This is a genomic window from Mesorhizobium sp. WSM4887 (assembly GCF_029625865.1).
Taxonomy (GTDB): Bacteria; Pseudomonadota; Alphaproteobacteria; order Rhizobiales; family Rhizobiaceae; genus Mesorhizobium.
Window position 1 is genome coordinate 596,825 of the sequence record NZ_JARTVP010000002.1, and the last position, 16,498, is coordinate 613,322.

General features: G+C 62.1%; 17 protein-coding genes. 7 read left to right on the top strand and 10 right to left on the bottom strand.

Going from position 1 to position 16,498, the window contains the following annotated elements; genetic code table 11:
- The first annotated feature begins 2 nt into the window (after nt 1-2).
- Complete coding sequence (mgtA, locus tag P9230_RS11330) at nt 3-2,669, top strand: magnesium-translocating P-type ATPase (protein ID WP_278118969.1); 2,667 nt, start codon at nt 3-5, stop codon at nt 2,667-2,669.
- A gap of 50 nt (nt 2,670-2,719) precedes the next feature.
- Here the strand turns inward: mgtA and P9230_RS11335 are convergent, their stop codons facing one another.
- Nucleotides 2,720-3,187 (bottom strand): DUF2231 domain-containing protein, encoded by a 468-nt coding sequence (locus P9230_RS11335; protein ID WP_128203358.1) that lies wholly within the window; start codon nt 3,185-3,187, stop codon nt 2,720-2,722.
- 50 nt (nt 3,188-3,237) lie between these two features.
- Nucleotides 3,238-3,510, bottom strand: coding sequence for a hypothetical protein (locus tag P9230_RS11340; RefSeq protein ID WP_128203357.1), 273 nt, complete (start codon nt 3,508-3,510; stop codon nt 3,238-3,240).
- A 163-nt stretch (nt 3,511-3,673) separates the two neighbouring features.
- Between P9230_RS11340 and P9230_RS11345 the strand changes: the two genes are divergently transcribed.
- From P9230_RS11345 to P9230_RS11355, 3 genes are read left to right on the top strand one after another with little or no spacing between them, the layout of a single operon-like run.
- Entirely contained in the window at nt 3,674-3,967 is a 294-nt protein-coding gene (locus P9230_RS11345; RefSeq protein ID WP_278118972.1) for a PepSY domain-containing protein, read from the top strand.
- On the top strand, nt 3,964-4,629 hold the full coding sequence (locus P9230_RS11350) for a response regulator transcription factor (RefSeq protein ID WP_128203356.1): 666 nt from the start codon (nt 3,964-3,966) through the stop codon (nt 4,627-4,629). Before P9230_RS11345 ends, P9230_RS11350 begins: the two co-directional genes overlap by 4 nt.
- Nucleotides 4,629-5,972 (top strand): HAMP domain-containing sensor histidine kinase, encoded by a 1,344-nt coding sequence (locus P9230_RS11355; protein WP_278118976.1) that lies wholly within the window; start codon nt 4,629-4,631, stop codon nt 5,970-5,972. The genes P9230_RS11350 and P9230_RS11355 overlap by 1 nt, the downstream gene beginning before the upstream one ends.
- Before the next feature lie 4 nt (nt 5,973-5,976).
- Here P9230_RS11355 and P9230_RS11360 read toward each other — a convergent pair whose 3' ends face one another.
- Genes P9230_RS11360 through P9230_RS11370 form a run of 3 tightly spaced genes read right to left on the bottom strand, consistent with a single transcriptional unit; the run spans nt 5,977 to nt 9,009 of the window.
- Entirely contained in the window at nt 5,977-7,488 is a 1,512-nt protein-coding gene (locus P9230_RS11360; RefSeq protein WP_128203355.1) for an RnfABCDGE type electron transport complex subunit D, read from the bottom strand.
- Nucleotides 7,485-8,204, bottom strand: coding sequence for an FAD:protein FMN transferase (locus P9230_RS11365; RefSeq protein ID WP_278118978.1), 720 nt, complete (start codon nt 8,202-8,204; stop codon nt 7,485-7,487). The genes P9230_RS11360 and P9230_RS11365 overlap by 4 nt, the downstream gene beginning before the upstream one ends.
- Before the next feature lie 25 nt (nt 8,205-8,229).
- A complete protein-coding gene (locus P9230_RS11370) occupies nt 8,230-9,009 on the bottom strand; it encodes an FMN-binding protein (RefSeq protein WP_278118980.1) in 780 nt (259 codons plus the stop codon).
- Between the two features lie 261 nt (nt 9,010-9,270).
- On the opposite strand from P9230_RS11370, the gene P9230_RS11375 reads away from it, so the two are divergent.
- The 3 genes from P9230_RS11375 (at nt 9,271) to P9230_RS11385 (ending at nt 10,969) form a co-directional block, all read left to right on the top strand.
- Complete coding sequence (locus P9230_RS11375) at nt 9,271-9,966, top strand: VIT family protein (RefSeq protein ID WP_278118981.1); 696 nt, start codon at nt 9,271-9,273, stop codon at nt 9,964-9,966.
- 127 nt (nt 9,967-10,093) lie between these two features.
- A complete protein-coding gene (locus P9230_RS11380) occupies nt 10,094-10,354 on the top strand; it encodes a DUF6455 family protein (protein WP_278118983.1) in 261 nt (86 codons plus the stop codon).
- A 30-nt stretch (nt 10,355-10,384) separates the two neighbouring features.
- Nucleotides 10,385-10,969: a hypothetical protein gene (locus P9230_RS11385; RefSeq protein WP_278118984.1), complete on the top strand. Its 585-nt coding sequence runs from the start codon at nt 10,385-10,387 to the stop codon at nt 10,967-10,969.
- Nucleotides 10,970-11,059: 90 nt separating this feature from the next.
- Here P9230_RS11385 and P9230_RS11390 read toward each other — a convergent pair whose 3' ends face one another.
- The 5 genes from P9230_RS11390 to ccoG are packed head-to-tail and all read right to left on the bottom strand — an operon-like array spanning nt 11,060 to nt 16,348.
- Entirely contained in the window at nt 11,060-11,761 is a 702-nt protein-coding gene (locus P9230_RS11390) for a CBS domain-containing protein (RefSeq protein WP_278118987.1), read from the bottom strand.
- A gap of 60 nt (nt 11,762-11,821) precedes the next feature.
- On the bottom strand, nt 11,822-11,998 hold the full coding sequence (ccoS, locus tag P9230_RS11395; RefSeq protein ID WP_278118989.1) for a cbb3-type cytochrome oxidase assembly protein CcoS: 177 nt from the start codon (nt 11,996-11,998) through the stop codon (nt 11,822-11,824).
- A complete protein-coding gene (locus tag P9230_RS11400; protein WP_278118991.1) occupies nt 11,995-14,280 on the bottom strand; it encodes a cation-translocating P-type ATPase in 2,286 nt (761 codons plus the stop codon). Before P9230_RS11400 ends, ccoS begins: the two co-directional genes overlap by 4 nt.
- Nucleotides 14,277-14,792 (bottom strand): FixH family protein, encoded by a 516-nt coding sequence (locus tag P9230_RS11405; protein WP_128203323.1) that lies wholly within the window; start codon nt 14,790-14,792, stop codon nt 14,277-14,279. The genes P9230_RS11400 and P9230_RS11405 overlap by 4 nt, the downstream gene beginning before the upstream one ends.
- On the bottom strand, nt 14,789-16,348 hold the full coding sequence (gene ccoG, locus P9230_RS11410; RefSeq protein WP_128203324.1) for a cytochrome c oxidase accessory protein CcoG: 1,560 nt from the start codon (nt 16,346-16,348) through the stop codon (nt 14,789-14,791). The genes P9230_RS11405 and ccoG overlap by 4 nt, the downstream gene beginning before the upstream one ends.
- Nucleotides 16,349-16,498: the final 150 nt, after the last annotated feature.

The following is a 16,498-nucleotide window of genomic DNA, read 5'->3' on the forward strand; positions in this document are numbered from 1 at the left end:
CCATGGTGACCACCACGGCAGATAGCCCGGATCGGCTGGACGGTGTTCCAGGTGAGGAGCGACCGATCAGCCGCTTTTCCGGCGACGTCGAGGCTGCATACTGGTCGCTCACCACCGATGAGCTGGTCGCCCAGCTGGAAACCTCCACGTCCGGCTTGCTGAGCGTTGACGCCGCAATCCGGCTGGCCAAATTCGGTCGCAATGCGCTGGCGCCTCGGGCCGGCGGATCGGCGCTAAGCGTATTCGCGCGGCAGTTTCGCAGCCCGTTGGTCCTGATCCTGGTCTTTGCCGCTGCTGTTTCGGCGTTCGTCGGGGAGGGGCATGAAGCCGCTATCATCGGCGTGATCGTGCTTGCCAGCTGCGTCCTCAGCTTCACTCAGGAGTATGGCGCTTCGCGAGCGATGAAGGCGCTGCAGAACCGAATCTCCCGTAAGGTGACCGTGCTTCGCGACAGTTTCGAACGCACCGTCGATGTCGAGGAGATCGTTCCCGGCGACGTCGTCTGCCTGTCGGCTGGCAACCTGATTCCCGTCGACGGCGTCATCCTAGAGTCGCGGGATTTCAACGTCAGCGAATCCGTTCTGACCGGTGAAACTTTTCCCGTCGTGAAGTCCGCCGGCCGCTCCGCGCCCGAAGCCGGCATCGCGCAGCGGACCAATGCCGTCTTCACCGGTACCTCGGTTCGCAGCGGAACGGCAAAGGTGCTGGCCGTCACCACGGGGGCGCACACCGAATTCGCGTCGATCGCCGAAGCACTGGAGCGACGGATACCCGAGACCGAGTTTGCTCGCGGCATCAGGATGTTCGGATATCTGATGACCGAGATCATGCTTGTGATCGTCATCCTGGTGTTCTTCGCCAATGTGATGCTCAACCGGCTCTTCATCGAATCGCTCTTGTTTTCACTGGCGCTGGCGGTTGGTCTGACGCCCGAACTGCTTCCGGCGATCATCAGCGTGACCTTGGCCCGGGGCGCCCGGACGATGGCCGCCGGTGGTGTCATCGTGCGCCGTCTCGATGCGATCGAGAATCTCGGCAGCATGGATCTGCTGTGCACCGACAAGACCGGGACACTGACGGAGGGTGTCATCCACCTCGATGGATCGTTCGACGTCGAGGGTAATGCATCAACAGACGTCCTGCTTTTCGCCTGGCTCAACGCGACTCTGCAGACGGGCCTGAAGAACCCTCTGGACGAGGCGATTGCAAGCGTAACGCATAGACGGGAGGATTTGTCCCGCTTCACCAAGATCGATGAGATCCCCTACGATTTTGTGCGCAAGCGCCTGTCGGTCGCAGTGCGGGACAGGAAGGGCGAGCAGATCCTTATCACCAAGGGAGCCGTGCAGAACGTCCTCGACGCTTGCGGCTTCGTGCAAGGTTCGCGTGGCTTGACACCCCTCGGCGCGACGGAACGCGAGGCAATCGACGAACGATTCAGACGCTGGAGCGCGCAAGGCTATCGCGTTCTCGGCCTGGCGGTCCGGCGATTTCAGAGCAAGGCGGGCTTCAGCCGTGACGACGAGGCTGACATGGCGTTCGCAGGGTTCCTGCTGTTTCTCGATCCGCCAAAGGAGGGGGTGCGGGAGACACTGTCGGCGCTTGCCGGCCGAGGCATCGGCGTGAAGGTCATTTCCGGCGACAACCGCTATGTCGCGGCGCATCTGGCCGAGGCCGTGGGTCTGCGGGCCGACAGGATCATGACCGGCGAGGATCTCTCGAAGCTGACGAAGAACGGGCTTCTGGCCAGTGTCCGCAATACCGATCTCTTCGTCGAGATCGACCCGAACCAGAAAGAGCGCATAGTCGAGGCGTTGCGGCGGAGCGGCCACGTGGTCGGCTATCTGGGCGATGGCATCAACGACGCGCCGGCGCTCCATGAAGCAGATATCGGCATTTCGGTCGATACGGCCGTCGATGTGGCGCGCGAAGCCGCGGACATCATCCTGCTCAAGCGCGACTTGGGCGTACTGGTGAGGGGCGTCGACGATGGCCGCAAGACCTTCGCCAACACGATGAAGTACATCTCCATCACGACCAGCGCCAATTTCGGCAACATGATCAGCATGGCAGCCGCCTCGCTTTACCTGCCGTTTCTGCCTCTGCTGGCCAAGCAGATCCTGCTGAACAATTTCCTCTCCGACATCCCGGCTCTCGCAATTGCGGGGGACAATGTCGATGTCGATCAGGTGCGCCGTCCGCGTCACTGGGATATCCATTTCGTGCGACGGTTCATGGTGAGTTTCGGGCTGGTGAGCTCGCTCTTCGACTTTGCAACCTTCGCGTTCCTCCTTCTGGCCGTTCATGCCACGGCAGCTACATTCCAGACCGCGTGGTTCGTGGAATCCGTGCTCACCGAACTCGCTATCGTGCTCGTCGTGCGGACCCGCAGGAGACTCTGGCGCAGCCGTCCGAGTCTTCTGCTTGCCGGCCTCGCAGTCGGCGTTGCTGTTGTCGCCATCGCCATCCCTTTCGTCCCATTCGCCGGCTGGTTCGGATTTGTGCCCCTGGCAACACCCGTACTGGCAGGGCTGCTCACGATTACTGCGCTCTACGTGCTCGTATCCGAGCTCACAAAGAGCTGGCTTTTCGACCATGGCAGCCGATCCAGGCCCAACCGAAAAACTGCGGCCTCAAATCGGGCCGCGCCAATCCGCATCCCGGGCTGAGCCGAAGGATGCGGTTCGATGTGGATGGCCCGATGTCCAAGAGTGCGACGTCAACCGCCGACGGCGGCCTTGGTGACGTTCACGCCAAGGTCATAGACAAGCTGGCCGCCATAATAGCCGGTTACCGTGACCAGGGCCGCGCCTGCGATTTCAATGGCGGGTATGGCGAGAGACAACGTCCCCAGTTCGCGATTTCGTACCCACAGCGCGAGCCGGACGAGCGCCCAACCCAGAAAGGCGATGGCGCTGGCTGTGCCCAAGCTCTCATGTATCTCCGCTATCTCGCTGCTGAAACCGGCGGCTTCAGCATGGTCAAGGGCCATGCCGCCGAAGAGCCAGGTTGCGATGGCGAACAATCCCGCGGCGACAGCGACAAAGGTGGAAATCGTTCCTACGCCCGATCGCATTGTTACGGCATTGCTGCCGGCGAGCGCGGCGAGATCGATGACCACGAGTGTGTAGATGAGCACAATAGGGAAATGCACCAGAATGGGATGGACATGCTGAATCTCAGGCATTGGAAGTTCTCCGGGAAGAATGAGGGCAGCGTTAAGAGCTCAAGTATCCGTCAATCGTCGTCGCTGTCGCCGAATGCCTCGTCTTGCTGTCCGGCGTTCGCGTGCGACCCAAATTTGCTGCCATCACATTCGTCGTCGCCGACACTTTTGACCGCCTTGGGATCAGTGGCGCTCGTTATGGGGATGGCCTCGAGGTCGATTGTCGCGGAAGCCGCGGCGGATGCGGCTGCGCATGATCCATGGTGGTCGGATTCCGCGGCAGCGGGTATGACAAAGGCGGTCAGGCCTCCAAGGGCGACAAGCAAAACAGGAAGATTGCGCATGGTTTCAAATCCTTCTTTGCGCACCCATCATCGGGCACGGCGGCCCTTGATAGAGACGTGGTCCTTGCCGCCGGCTGACGATGATTGACAGCGGTTTGACAGCTTCGGCATGCGACAGCTCTCGTCCATGAAGATCGGGTGGATACGCCTTGCAGCCCTGGGGATGGCCGTACTTGTGCTGGTCACGCCGTTGGCCGCCAGGGCGCAAGATGACGACGACGACGACCACGACCGCGCGCGGGACCTTCATGAGCGCGGCGAAATCGAGGGCCTCGCCGATATCATGGCCATCGTCCGCGCCAAGGCTCCTGGTGAGATCGTTGCGGTCGACCTCATTCGCGCCGGAGGCAAGTGGATCTATCGGTTCCAGGTGGTTGCTGCCGATGGACGGCGCAGGGTCGTTGAGGTCGATGCCGGCGCCGGCGCCGTCTTGAGCAATGAAGGCGACCGCAAATGAAGATACTCGTGGCAGAAGACGAACCACGCATCGCGGCCGATATCGCGGCGGTCTTGAAGGCCTCCGGCATGGCCGTCGATATCGTGAGTGATGGTGAGGCCGCATGGTTTGCAGGCGACGTCGAAAACTACGATGCCGCGATCTTGGATCTGGGATTGCCGAAGCTTGACGGCCTCACGGTTCTGAAGCGCTGGCGCGCCAACGGACGGCGCTTTCCGGTCCTGATCCTGACGGCGCGGGGGCTGTGGACGGAGAGGGTGGAAGGCATCAACGCCGGCGCCGACGATTACCTTCCCAAGCCTTTTGAAATGGAGGAACTGTTGGCAAGATTGCGCGCCATCCTGCGTCGCTCCAGCGGGCAGGCGGCACCGGTCCTGAAGTCGGGTCCCTTGTCGCTCGACACGCGCCAGATGCGCATCTCGCTTCGCGGCATTCCCGTGGCACTTTCGCCGCTCGAGTATCGGCTTCTGGCGTTCCTGATGCACCATGCCGGTCGTGTGGTCGCGCCGACCGAACTCGCGGAGCATCTGTACAGTTCCGACAACGAACGCGACCCGAATACGATCGAAGTGATCGTCGCGCGTCTGCGGCGGAAACTCGGCAGCGGTGTCATCGAAACCCGGCGCGGCTTCGGGTATTTGGTGCCGGGCGGGCCTGGCTGATGCGCAATTCGATCCGCTTCAGGCTGTGGTCGGCCGCAGCCATATCGATCGTGATTGCTCTTGCCATCGCCGGCGTCGGCCTGCGCTATCTGTTCGAGCTCAACGTCGAGCGGCGGGTCGTCAGCGAGTTGACCGTCGACCTCAATGAGTTGATCGGCGCGACGAGCTTCGCGGCCGATGGCCGCCTGCTGGTGGCATCGACGCTGGCAGATCAGCGCTTCGCCAGTCCGCTATCCGGGCACTACTGGCAGGTGGAAGACCTTGCAACCCACAGCCTCGTTCGATCGCGCTCCTTGTGGGATGCCACGCTTGCCTTGCCCGAGCAGGCAGCGAATGGCGAACTGACGAAGGAAGAACTCAAGGGGCCAGGCGGCGAGCTCACCGTTGCCGTTCTGCGCACGATCACCGACGCCGACGGGCGGGCGTTTCGTGCTGTCGTTGCGGAGGATCATCGCAATGTCGAGGTCTCGGTGGGCGAATATGTCCGTGATCTCGCGCCGGCGCTCATGGTGCTCGCCTTCGCTTTGATGGGCGCATTCTTCATCCAGATCACCGTCGGCTTGGCGCCATTGGAGGGCCTGCGGGTCGCCGTCCGGGACGTGATTGCGCAGCGGAAAGCTCGGCTTGATGTGGCCGCGCCGAGCGAAGTCCAGCCACTCGCTGACGAAATAAACCGCCTGCTCGCCGCACAGGAAAAGGCCCTGTCTCGCGCGCGCTCTCGCGCCACTGATCTGGCGCACGGCCTCAAGACGCCCCTGCAGGTCCTTTCCGCCGATATTCGGACCTTGCGCAAGAAGGGCGAGACCGAACTTGCCGAGGAGATCGAGAAAAGCGCCGGCGCAATTCGCCGCCACGTCGAGCGGGAATTGGCGCGCGCTCGTCTTGCGCCCGGCGTTTCCGGCGATGCCGCGTGCCTTGTTCGAGAGGTGGCGAACGGCGTCGTTGCTGTCGTCAAACGAACGCCCAGGGGCAAGCAGCTCTCATTCACGATCGATGTCGCCGAGGACTTCATGGCGCCGGTCGACGAAGGCGACCTATCCGAGGTTCTCGGCAATCTTGTGGAGAACGCGACGCGTTTCGCGAACTCCCTGGTTCATGTGAGCGCGTCCGAAAGCGCTTGCGAGGTGATCATCAAGGTCGTCGACGACGGGCCGGGCATTCCCGAGACCGCGCTGCATGCCGCTTTGTTGCGTGGCGTTCAGCTTGATAGCAAGGGCGGCGGCAGCAGCGGCCTCGGCCTGGCGATCGTTTCTGATATCGTCGAAGCTTATGGCGGCCGCCTCGAAATGGCCAATGCCAACTCCGGTCTGGCGGTGACCATTTACCTGCCTCATCATGGTTGAGCGTTCAGGTGAATCCGGGGAAGTAATCGACTTTGATTCTGGAACGGCGAACGCCCATGGCCAGCAGGTTCCTGCGCAGCGCCTTGACCATGACCTGAGGGCCAGAGATGTAGAAGGTGCGTTCGAGGTAGTCGGGCATGGTGAGGCGTACCAGGCGGGCGTCGATATAGCCGGGATACTGGCCGCGCCCAGCACCCTTGGCCACGGCGTGAAACGTCTTTATGCCCAGTTCGCGTCTCGCCACGCCAAGCACGTCTCGATAGGCGATGCCGTCTTGGCTCTCGGTTCCGTAGAGAACGATGATGGGCCGGACTTCCTCGCGATCGATGAGATATTGCAGCATCGAACGGAACGGCGTGATGCCGATACCGCCCGCCAGGAAAGCGATCTTGGTATTTGGATCGGATGGCAGCGTGAAATCGCCGGCCAGTTGTGAAGCGTGGATCGTGGCACCGGGCTTCATGGCGCCCAGCGCTCGCTTGAAAGCGCTTGATTGCGGATAGAACTTGACGCCAAGCCGCACTGATTGCTCGGTAGGTGATGAGGCGACGGTGAAGTAACGCCGGTTGCCGCGGTTGTCGGAACGGTCGAGGCCCAGCGTCCACTCAAGGTATTGGCCTGCCTGGAAGGCAAGCTTTCGCGATGGTCTGAAGATGAAGTCATAGCTATCGACGGCGGTTTGCTCGATGCGTTCCAAAGTTAGGATGAAGCGCCCTTTCGGACTTGCCGAGAAGGCGAAGAGATTGCCGGCCAGGAGCGCGAGCTCGGGGGTGAAATAGAGCGAGCCGACATGGATGTTTGGCGCGAACAGGAACCCGACGATGGCCGCAAAAGCGATCCGCGGCCAGCGCTGTGCAGGCGCCGTCAGCGGCTCGGTCAGCATCACGAAAGCGAAGAACAATAGCGGCGACGAGCCCAGCGTTTCCTTGAAGGCGGTGCCATATTGCGCGGGTTCGGTTGTTGCCAGGACGGTCGCCAGGGCCATGGCGAGAAATGTCGCGACAAGATCCAGGCGTCGTAGCTTCCGGACGATCAGTATCCCGCCGACGACAACCACGGGAAGCAGCCATGGATTGCCACGAACCCACCAGGTGGCCGGCTGGTTCAGCAACAATGCCGACAATGCCACGCCGAGGGCCGCCGGGTTGAAAAGGTGTTTTCGACCAACGGCCAGGATGTATTTCGATGAGATCGCCCAAACAGAGGCGAAAGCAACGGCCCCGATTCCCTTCAGGTCCGTGACCCCGACCGGATCGAGGATGAGGGCCAGAATGAGCGCCGTGATATAGACAGATTCGGTGTTTGCCGGAATCTCGAAGACCAGCGCGAAGGCCTTGTTGGTGATCCAGCAGACGCCGACTGTCAGGGCGGTGGTGTAAGCGAGCGCCAGCGGATCATGCGGCACGAGCCTGACGAAGCAGAAGGCCAAGGCCGTGCCCAGCAGCACCATCAGATAGTAGAGCACCAGCCGGTACATGGTTACGTGATCGAGGAAACGGTCGAATGCCTTGATCATGGTTCGCAAAGGTCTCCGAATCCGCTTGTCGGTGTGCCGCGACCGTTGACGTCGACCACATACCCTTCCAGCCCGGGAGTCTGCTCGATGAAGAAGATGCCGTCCCGGCCCATGGCGAAGGCGGCGGTGGCGAAGCGATCGGCTTCGAGAACATCGGACCCGACGACCGTCAGGCTGACGATGTCGGTGACAGGCTCGCCGGAGCCATGGGGATTGTAGATGTGTTGGCCGCGCGCATAGGTGCCGGACGTGGCGACGCCGCGGCCACGCGGATAGATGACCTTGATGATCTCATTCGTGTTGAAGGGATTGCGGATGCCGATGCTCCAGTCTTCGCCGGACGCATTCCTGCCGCGGGATTGAATGTCGCCGCCCGCCTCGATGAAGAAATCGCCGACGTCGGCCCTGCGAACGATATCGGCGGCATTGCGGATGGCCCAGCCCTTGACGATCCCGGACGGGTCAAGCGAACCGTCTGCCTTGCGGATATCGAAATATCCGTTCGTCTCGCTTCTTGTCCGCTCGGCCAGCGCCAGCACTTCCATCATCTCGCCGCTCCAATCCTTGACCGGAACATCGCCTCGGTTGATGGCCGAAATCTCGCTGTCTGTCCTGTAGGTGCTGAAGCGCCGGTCGATCTGCCCAAAATAGTCGAAGACGGACTCGACCAGCGAGCCGGCGGCCCTTCCGACATCGACCGTGACGGGCATTCCCATCAGAATTCGGGTTTCGCGCATGAAGTTAGGAGGAAGCCTTCTTCAGGGCACCGCCGAGCGATTGGATGAAGGCCTTGCTGGTCAGCGTCGCACCCGAGATGATGTCCACATTGGCGCTCTGCGCGCTGATCGCTTCATCACGCAACATCGGCAACGCCTGGCGATTGATGTTGACAGAGGTGCGGCGGTCATTGGGGTATTTCAGCACCTTGAGTGCCGTGATGCGGCCACCCTGGACAAGCGCCTGGATCTGGATGATGCCATAGTAGGCGTCGGTGGCGGGGCCGGTGTAGACCCCGTCCGTATAGCCGTGGGCCGCGAGCTTCATGCCAGTATGGATGACGCGCGCTTGCGGATAGTCCGGCCGCGGCTGCGGGATTGGAATGTAGACGGCAGGCGTCACGGCGAATGTCGGTGTCTCCGGCGGAGTGGCATTTGCGCTTGGGAGTTCCACCTTTGACTTCGGCAGCGGAGGCGGTGTCTCAGTCACCTCCGGCTGACTGTCGGCAAAGGTAGGCTGCGGAGCCGCAATCGTCGCGGAGGTGTCCTTCCTGGCCTCGACCTTTGCGCGCAGTGCCTGCTCCAGCGGCACATTCAGTTGGGGGTCTGCGGGCAGCGCCACCATCGGCGCCTGCGCCGGAGCAAACGGAGTGGCTGCGGTGGCCGGCGACGACATGTTCTGCTCTGGCGGATTGGCGGCCCCTTGTGCATCGATCAGATCGTTGTCGGGGAGCTTGCCTGCCTGATCCCAGACATAGGCCCCGGACGAGGCGATCACGAAGAGAGACAAGGCGATCTGTTTCATGAGCACGGTTCCAGTTTCGGGCGCGCCTCGGCTGAGCCGTTGCGTGCATGTTAGGAGCAATATCTCATGAGCTAGCTGACAACTGGCTGTCAGCGCCCCTTGCCTTGGGAGAAATGTCCGATCGACGAACTGGAGTCGCCAATTGACTTTGCTCAAGGCATTTGTTCGGATCGAGGGGCAATGAACGGTCGGGGTGCCTTCCCGCGCTTGCCGATGTGAGACGCAAACCGTGACCAAACCGACAATTGTTCCTTTGCTCAGATGAGTCGTCTTCACACCGAAAATCACCTGGTTTCACGCGTCGGCTGGTTACGAGCCGCGGTGCTCGGCGCAAACGACGGCATCGTCTCGACCGCCAGCCTGATCATTGGTGTTGCAAGCGCCAATGCCACCACTGCCAGCGTGCTGATAGCTGGCGTCGCGGGCCTGGTGGCGGGCGCCATGTCGATGGCCGCCGGCGAATATGTATCCGTCAGTTCCCAGGCCGATACCGAGCACGCGGATCTCGCGCGTGAACGGAAGGAACTGGCGAGCCAACCCGAGTTCGAGAGGCAGGAGCTTGCCCAGATCTACATCGATCGGGGTGTGGAGCCTCAGCTCGCGTTGCAGGTCGCTGACCAGTTGATGGCCAAGGACGCTCTCGCCGCACACGCCCGCGACGAACTTAACATTTCCGAGGTAACCGCCGCACGACCGATACTGGCCGCGCTGGCTTCGGCGGCGGCTTTTTCAATCGGCGCGATCATGCCGTTGGCGATGGTGCTTCTTTCACCGCCCATGAGACTGGTTGCAGTCGTTTCAATTGCGTCGCTGCTGTTCCTGGCGGTGCTGGGTGCAATCGGCGCAAGGGCCGGCGGCGCCAATGTGTTGAAAGCTACGGTTCGGGTCACATTCTGGGGAGCGCTGGCAATGGCCTTGACCGCGGGCATTGGAGCAATATTCGGGACTGCGGGCTAGGTTCCTGGCGACAAAATCGGCCCGTCGGGCGAAGCAATTTCACGAAATGGATAGCGCTCCTTGATCGAGATCAACGTCGCGCACCGCCTGAGATGGCAATGAAAGGTCATCCAAGGAGTGTGATGACATGAGCTTTCTCGAATATCTGATCGGAGTCGACGCCAGAACTGCCTTGATGGGACGCATGATGCAGAAGATGGGCGTCGACAGGCAGCTGAAAGTTGTGGCGGATCATGCAGCCGTCACCAGCCGTGCTGTCGACCGGTGCCGGTCTTGCGGCCATCAGGACGAATGCGCCGCCTGGCTCGATGAAACCGCGCATGCCGACCATCCGCCGGCCTATTGCCGCAACAGCGACCTGATCGCGCGATTGCAGTCCGTTCGTTGATTGAAGCTTGACGCTGACGAAACGAGCTGCTTGGCGACCGGGCAGCAAGCAAGCTCGGAAGGCCGCTGCCGGATGTCAAACAGCCTGTTTCTTCTCGAAGCATTTCTGGTCTTTGTCGCTCCGGGGCCAACCAACGCCCTCCTGATGGCAGGCGCGGTCAAGCGCGAGCAGGCGGCCAAGCTCTTGGCGGCACAGGCGTGTGGCTATGGGATCGCGGCGGGTTTCTGGTTTTTGTCGCGCCCTTTGATGCCGCCTGACGCCATTCAGACGCTCAAACTCGTCGCGGTTGGATGGCTTTCAGTCCTGGGGCTGCGCCTGATGGCCAGCAGCTCGATCGACATATCGCAACGCGATGGCCTGTCCGTGCTGGCAACCACCGCGCTCAATCCCAAGGCGTTCATCTATTGCCTGGCTATGGTGCCGATGGATGCCGGTCCCGACGAACTTGGCATCTTCTGGCTGGTGCTTCTCGGCATCACCGCCATAACAGGGTCGCTATGGTTTTTGCTGGGCAAGCGGCTTCCCGGAGGGAGGCGGATAGCCGACAAGGTCGCGGGCGCGGTGCTTGTTGGATTTGCCCTGCTGCTGCTTCGACCGTTGTTGGTCGCGATCTAACGCTCGGCAGGAAGCCCCGAGCGCACCGTGGGTGTCGCGCTGCACCTCAGGGCAGGGCGAGCTTCGAGCGATACACGCCGCGCAAGCTCGTCATGAGACGAGCACGACCGACAACGGTCCGGCGTAGAAGAGCTTGTCCGTGACCTTCTTGACCCCGGCGACGTTCTCCGCGGCAACGACAGCGGCCTTTCGCTGGCGCTCGTCGAAAATTGCGCCGTTCAGTTCGACCTCGCCTTCTTTGACCGTGACGCCGATGAGGTCGCCGCCGACGCTCCAGGACTGCCCTCGCAACTCGGCAAGAATGTTCCTGCGGATGACCTCGTCGTCGACAGTCGCGGAGCCTGACTTGGGCAGAGTGCGAAGCAGGATGCGCATCAGATCGGAGCGGCTGACGATGCCCACGATCTTCCCAGCGTCAAGGATAGGGACGTTCTTGATGTCGTAGGTCGCCATGAGGTCTACGATCTCGGCGAGCGAAGCGCCAGGCGCTGCTGAAACGACGCCAGTGGTCATGACCTCGGCCACTCGGCGGCTGCTCGAACGGACATACTCGTCAGCAAGCTTGCCCGGACCGACCAGAAATTCGAGCCAGCGAGGCCGGGCTCGTCTAGTGCCAAGTTCGCCCCGGCGCAGGAAATCGCCTTCGCTGATGACGCCAGTCAGCGATCCATCGTCTCCCACGACCGGCAGGCAGCGGATGTTCCTGGTCAGCATCAGATCAGCCGCTTCGGCGACTGAGGCAGAGGCGGTGATTGTGACCACCGGCGTCGTCATGATGTCCCGAGCTTGCATCGAAATCTCCCGCTTTTCGTCAGCCTTCTTTTCGGACGCCGGGGACAACGCTGCCTTGATCTATGTCAGTTTGTTTTGACGGCTTTCGCTGTCTCGCTTATCTGGCTCGATCAGTATCCGCTCGGCAGCTCCGTCCAGATCCTCGTATTGGCCGCTGCGCAGAGCCCACAGGAAGCCGCACAAGCCGAGCGCTCCCAGGAACAGGGCCACTGGAATGAGATAGACGAGCGTGGTCATGGACGGGCCACGTCGATGACATCGGTGCGGCGCCGGGCCGGCGCGGCTTCAGGCACCGCTTTCGCCATTCCCTGAAGCCGCATCGCATTTGCGATCACGATCAGGGAGGAGGCGCTCATCGCGATCGCCGCGATGAGCGGCGTAACGAGGCCCAGAACGGCGATCGGAACGGCAAAGGCATTGTAGGCGATCGCAATGGCGATGTTCTGGCGAATGAGCCGGCCGGCCCTGCGCGAGACATCCATCGCCAAAGGAACGGCAAGCAGGCTTTCGCGCAGGAAGACGAAGTCGGCGGCCTGGCGACCGATGTCGGCCGCGGTGGCCGGAGCCATCGAAACATGCGCCGCACGCAATGCCGGTGTATCGTTGAGGCCGTCGCCCACCATCAGCACCTTGTGCCCGGAGCGGGTCAGCGTTTCGATCCACTCCACCTTTCCCGAGGGCAGCAGCGCCGGAACGAAACTGTCGGCTCCCAACGATTTGGCAACTTCGCCGCAGGCCTTCGCGGTGTCTCCGGACAAAATATCGACCGAAACCTCGGCGCTCTTCAACTGCTGGATCGTTGCCTTGGCGTCTTGCCGAAGGGCGTCCTCAAAAGCGAAGCACGCGACGATGTTTCCATTCTTAGAAAGCACGGTGCCGCCGTAGCCACCGAGCTTGCCTTCGCCACCAGTGCTGGCCTTCCAGCCCGCCCATCCGCGTCTTCCAAGCCGCCACGTATTCCCCTCCGCTATGGCTTCTACGCCGAAGCCCGGATGCTCGCTGACAGATTCGACACTGGGCTGGCCGGCATACCCGGCGTAAAGGGCGATCGCCCTCGAGAACGGGTGGTTGGAATGAGTCGCCATGTCTGCCGCGATCGCGAGCATGGTCGGATCTATCGAGGATGCATTTATCAGTTTTGGGCGCCCGAGCGTGAGCGTCCCGGTCTTGTCGAACACAGCCGTGTCGATCGCGGCGAGACGCTCCATCGCTGAACCGTCCTTGACCATGATGCCGGCCTCAAACAGGCGTCTGGCCGCAACAACCTGGACTATGGGCACCGCCAGGCCGAGCGCGCAGGGGCAGGTGATGATCAGCACGGCAATGGCGATGGTGAGAGCCCGATGCCAATCGCCGGAAGCGACCATCCAGCCGAGGAATGTCACAAAGGCCGCCAGATGGACGACTGGCGCATAGAGCGCGGATACGCGATCGGCGATACGGCGGTAACGCGAGCGGCCGCCTTCCGCGGCCTCCATCAGTCGAACCATTTCCGCCAGAAACGAATCCTTTGCGGCGGCGGTCGCCTGCATCGTAAGCGGGCCCGTCAGGTTGAGCGTGCCGGCCTGCACGTGAGCGCCGGCGCCGACGGTCTTCGGCGCGCTTTCGCCCGAGACGATCGAGCAATCCAGGTCGGAATTCCCGCTGACGATATCGCCGTCGACCGGTATGCGTTCTCCGGCAGCGATGAGCAGGCGCAGCCCGGGAACAAGTTCGGCGACCGGCACGTACTCGCGCGTGCCGTCATCCCTGAGGACAAGCGAACCCCGCGACGCGAGTCTCGAGAAGCCGTTCACGGCCGTTCGCGCGCGTTCCCGCATGACATGGTCGAGCGTGCGGCCGATCAGCAGGAAGAAGAGCAGCGACACCGAGGCGTCGAAATAGGCGTGTTCGCCATGGTTGATGGTCTCGTAAAGGCTCATCGCGTAGGCGAGTGACACACCCACCACGATCGGCACGTCCATGTTCATGCGGCCATGGCGCAGCGCGTTCGCGGCGGAGCGGAAGTAGATGCCGCCGGCGAAGGCGAGCGCCGGGATGGCGATCAGCGCCGACAGCCAATGGAACAGATCGCGTGTCGCGCCCTCGGCGCCGGACCAGACCGATACCGAAAGCAGCATGATGTTGCCGGCTGCGAAGCCGGCGACGGCGACGGCCCGGATCAATTCCGACAGCGTCCTGTCTTTCTCATCGCTCTCCGGATCGAAAAGGTGGGCCTGATAGCCCAACCTCGAGAGCGCCGCGAAGAACGGGGGCACCTGTTGTCCGCGCCAGCGAACAGACACTCGTTTCGTCGAGAGATTGACGCGGGCGGAGTCGATGTTTTCGAGCTTCGCCAGCGCTGCCTCGATCGCCTGGATGCAGCCTGCGCAATGAACCGACGGAACCGACAGATCTGTCTGACGATAGCCATCGTCAAGCGAGCGGCTGGCCAGTTTTATTTCGTCGCTGGACGGCACGGCGGGCGCCGCGTCGGCCATGTCCAGAGCCATTTCGGCTCCTGGCGCGCAGCAGCTCATTGCAAGGCTCCATTCGAGATCATGACACGACGAACATCGCGAAACGGTGACGTAAGCCCCGCGTCTGCATCGATCTCCACGATCCAGACGCCATTCCTGGGCGTGTGCCGAATGGCAAACGCGCCCGTGTCCCCCGGAGCGCCGTCCGGCAACGCCGCAAGTGTGAGGGCTTCGTCCTCGGCCTCGTAGGCCGGATGGCGGAACAGCACCTTGACGCCGCGCAGCGGCACCGGTTTGCCCTGACTGTCGACAAGGCTGTAGCGGACTTCTCCAGAGGCGATGGCCAGCTTGCCCGTCCAGCCAAGCGCCGCCTGCGCCCTTCCTTTTCTCGCCTCTTCGTTGAACTGCTGGCTTGCGACATAGGTGTTCTCGACGACGAGGCCGGTCCAACTCTTCCGGGCGAGCGTGGCCATGGTGACGTTGACGCCGATCACCACCGCGAAGAACGCCAGAATGGAGATCAACATATGCTTGCCTGTGAACTCGCGCGGCTTACGCATTTCGACGCTCATCTGCTGTTCTCCGGGGCATTGAAAGTGGCCGTGTATTCGGCGGTTTCGGAACTTGCCGTGTCGTCGATGCGGAATTTGAAGCTCTGCGCCGGCTTCCTGATCTGATCGGCCGGTTGACGAACGAAAACCTTTAGAACCTTCAATCGGTCGGGTTCGACCGCAACGGAGAACGAGCGGCTAGCGGGCTGGTCGATACCGACGATGCTCATCTCGCCGCCGTCGAGCCCCGTCAGCGTGACTTCGATTGTCCTCGGCTCTGGTATCATGTTGAGCAGCTTGACTGTGTACCCGTTACGGATCGAACCATCCGAGAGGGTTACGAACTGCGGATTCCTATCGTGCAGGACGTTCAGTTCCAGCCTTTCGCGCGTCAGCAGCGAATAGACCAGCGCCAAGCCGATCGCCGACCACGCACCGAGATAGATGTAGGTGCGCAAGCGGAAGATCTTGCCCAGATGGAAATGCGCCAAGCCGTCGACGAAGGCGCCACTCGCCGTTCTGACGAGCGATGGATTGACTGAACTTGTACCGCCGGCGGTCGCCACCGCCATGTTGGCGTTGTAGTCCGCCAGCGTTGCGTAGGAGATCAGTCCGCGCTCGCGTCCCAGCTTGTCCATCACGCCGTCACAGGCGTCTATGCAGAGCGCGCAGGTGATGCATTCCAACTGCTGACCGTCGCGGATGTCGATCCCCATCGGGCAGACGGCGACACAGGCGTTGCAGTCGACGCAATCGCCGGCCGGTCGACCGGCGGCAATAGCCTTCTTGGCGTGACGAGAGCGTGGCTCGCCGCGCCAGTCGTTGTATGTCACCGTCAGCGAATTCTCGTCGAGCATCGCAGCTTGGATGCGCGGCCACGGGCACATGTAGGTGCAGACCTGTTCGCGCATCAGCCCGCCGAATACATAGGTGGTGCCGGTGAGGACGGCGATCGTGACATAGGCGACGGGCGCGGCCGTGCCCGTGAAGACTTCGCCGAGGAGCTTCGGCGCGTCGGCGAAGTAGAAAATCCAGGCGCCGCCGGTGGCTACTGCGATGACGAGCCAGATGGCATGCTTGGATGCACGCAGGACAAGTTTGCGTGCGCTCCAGGGCGCGACGTCGAGCTTCATGCGGGCATTGCGGTCACCCTCGATCGCGCGTTCCACGACGAGGAACAGATCGACCCACACCGTCTGCGGGCAGGCATAGCCGCACCAGGCTCGCCCGACCGTCGATGTGATCAGGAAAAGACCAACGCCCGCCATCATGAGCAGGCCGGCGACGTAGTAAAACTCCTGCGGCCAGATCTCGATGAAGAAGAAATAGAACCGACGGTTGGCTAGGTCTATGAGGACGGCCTGATCGGGCGCGAACGGTCCGCGATCCCAGCGTAGCCATGGTGTCAGATAGTAGATGCCGAGCGTGATCGCCATCACCAGCCATTTGAACTGGCGGAAACGGCCGGAAGCGCGCTTCGGGAAGATCTTCTTGCGCGCAGCGTAAAGCGGCTGTCGCGTCTTTGCGGAATTGACCGCTTCGGCCTCGAGCCGTTCTACCTGCGTCTGATCAAGCACGACGATCTCCAGCTGTGACGGAGCGAAGCCCGCCTCTGCCTGCCAGTCTTGCAATTGGTTACGGCGTGTCGCGTTGATGCAGGTCAATTCCCCTCATCAAAATCAAACCGAGGCCCGGCACGGCCGGGCCTCGTCGCTTGTGCGGCTGAG

Coding starts and splice junctions, on each gene's coding strand:
- mgtA (WP_278118969.1), top strand. CDS start 3: ATGGTGACCACCACGGCAGATAGCCCGGATCGGCTGGACGGTGTTCCA.
- P9230_RS11335 (WP_128203358.1), bottom strand. CDS start 3,187: ATGCCTGAGATTCAGCATGTCCATCCCATTCTGGTGCATTTCCCTATT.
- P9230_RS11340 (WP_128203357.1), bottom strand. CDS start 3,510: ATGCGCAATCTTCCTGTTTTGCTTGTCGCCCTTGGAGGCCTGACCGCC.
- P9230_RS11345 (WP_278118972.1), top strand. CDS start 3,674: ATGGCCGTACTTGTGCTGGTCACGCCGTTGGCCGCCAGGGCGCAAGAT.
- P9230_RS11350 (WP_128203356.1), top strand. CDS start 3,964: ATGAAGATACTCGTGGCAGAAGACGAACCACGCATCGCGGCCGATATC.
- P9230_RS11355 (WP_278118976.1), top strand. CDS start 4,629: ATGCGCAATTCGATCCGCTTCAGGCTGTGGTCGGCCGCAGCCATATCG.
- P9230_RS11360 (WP_128203355.1), bottom strand. CDS start 7,488: ATGATCAAGGCATTCGACCGTTTCCTCGATCACGTAACCATGTACCGG.
- P9230_RS11365 (WP_278118978.1), bottom strand. CDS start 8,204: ATGGGAATGCCCGTCACGGTCGATGTCGGAAGGGCCGCCGGCTCGCTG.
- P9230_RS11370 (WP_278118980.1), bottom strand. CDS start 9,009: ATGAAACAGATCGCCTTGTCTCTCTTCGTGATCGCCTCGTCCGGGGCC.
- P9230_RS11375 (WP_278118981.1), top strand. CDS start 9,271: ATGAGTCGTCTTCACACCGAAAATCACCTGGTTTCACGCGTCGGCTGG.
- P9230_RS11380 (WP_278118983.1), top strand. CDS start 10,094: ATGAGCTTTCTCGAATATCTGATCGGAGTCGACGCCAGAACTGCCTTG.
- P9230_RS11390 (WP_278118987.1), bottom strand. CDS start 11,761: ATGCAAGCTCGGGACATCATGACGACGCCGGTGGTCACAATCACCGCC.
- ccoS (WP_278118989.1), bottom strand. CDS start 11,998: ATGACCACGCTCGTCTATCTCATTCCAGTGGCCCTGTTCCTGGGAGCG.
- P9230_RS11400 (WP_278118991.1), bottom strand. CDS start 14,280: ATGAGCTGCTGCGCGCCAGGAGCCGAAATGGCTCTGGACATGGCCGAC.
- P9230_RS11405 (WP_128203323.1), bottom strand. CDS start 14,792: ATGAGCGTCGAAATGCGTAAGCCGCGCGAGTTCACAGGCAAGCATATG.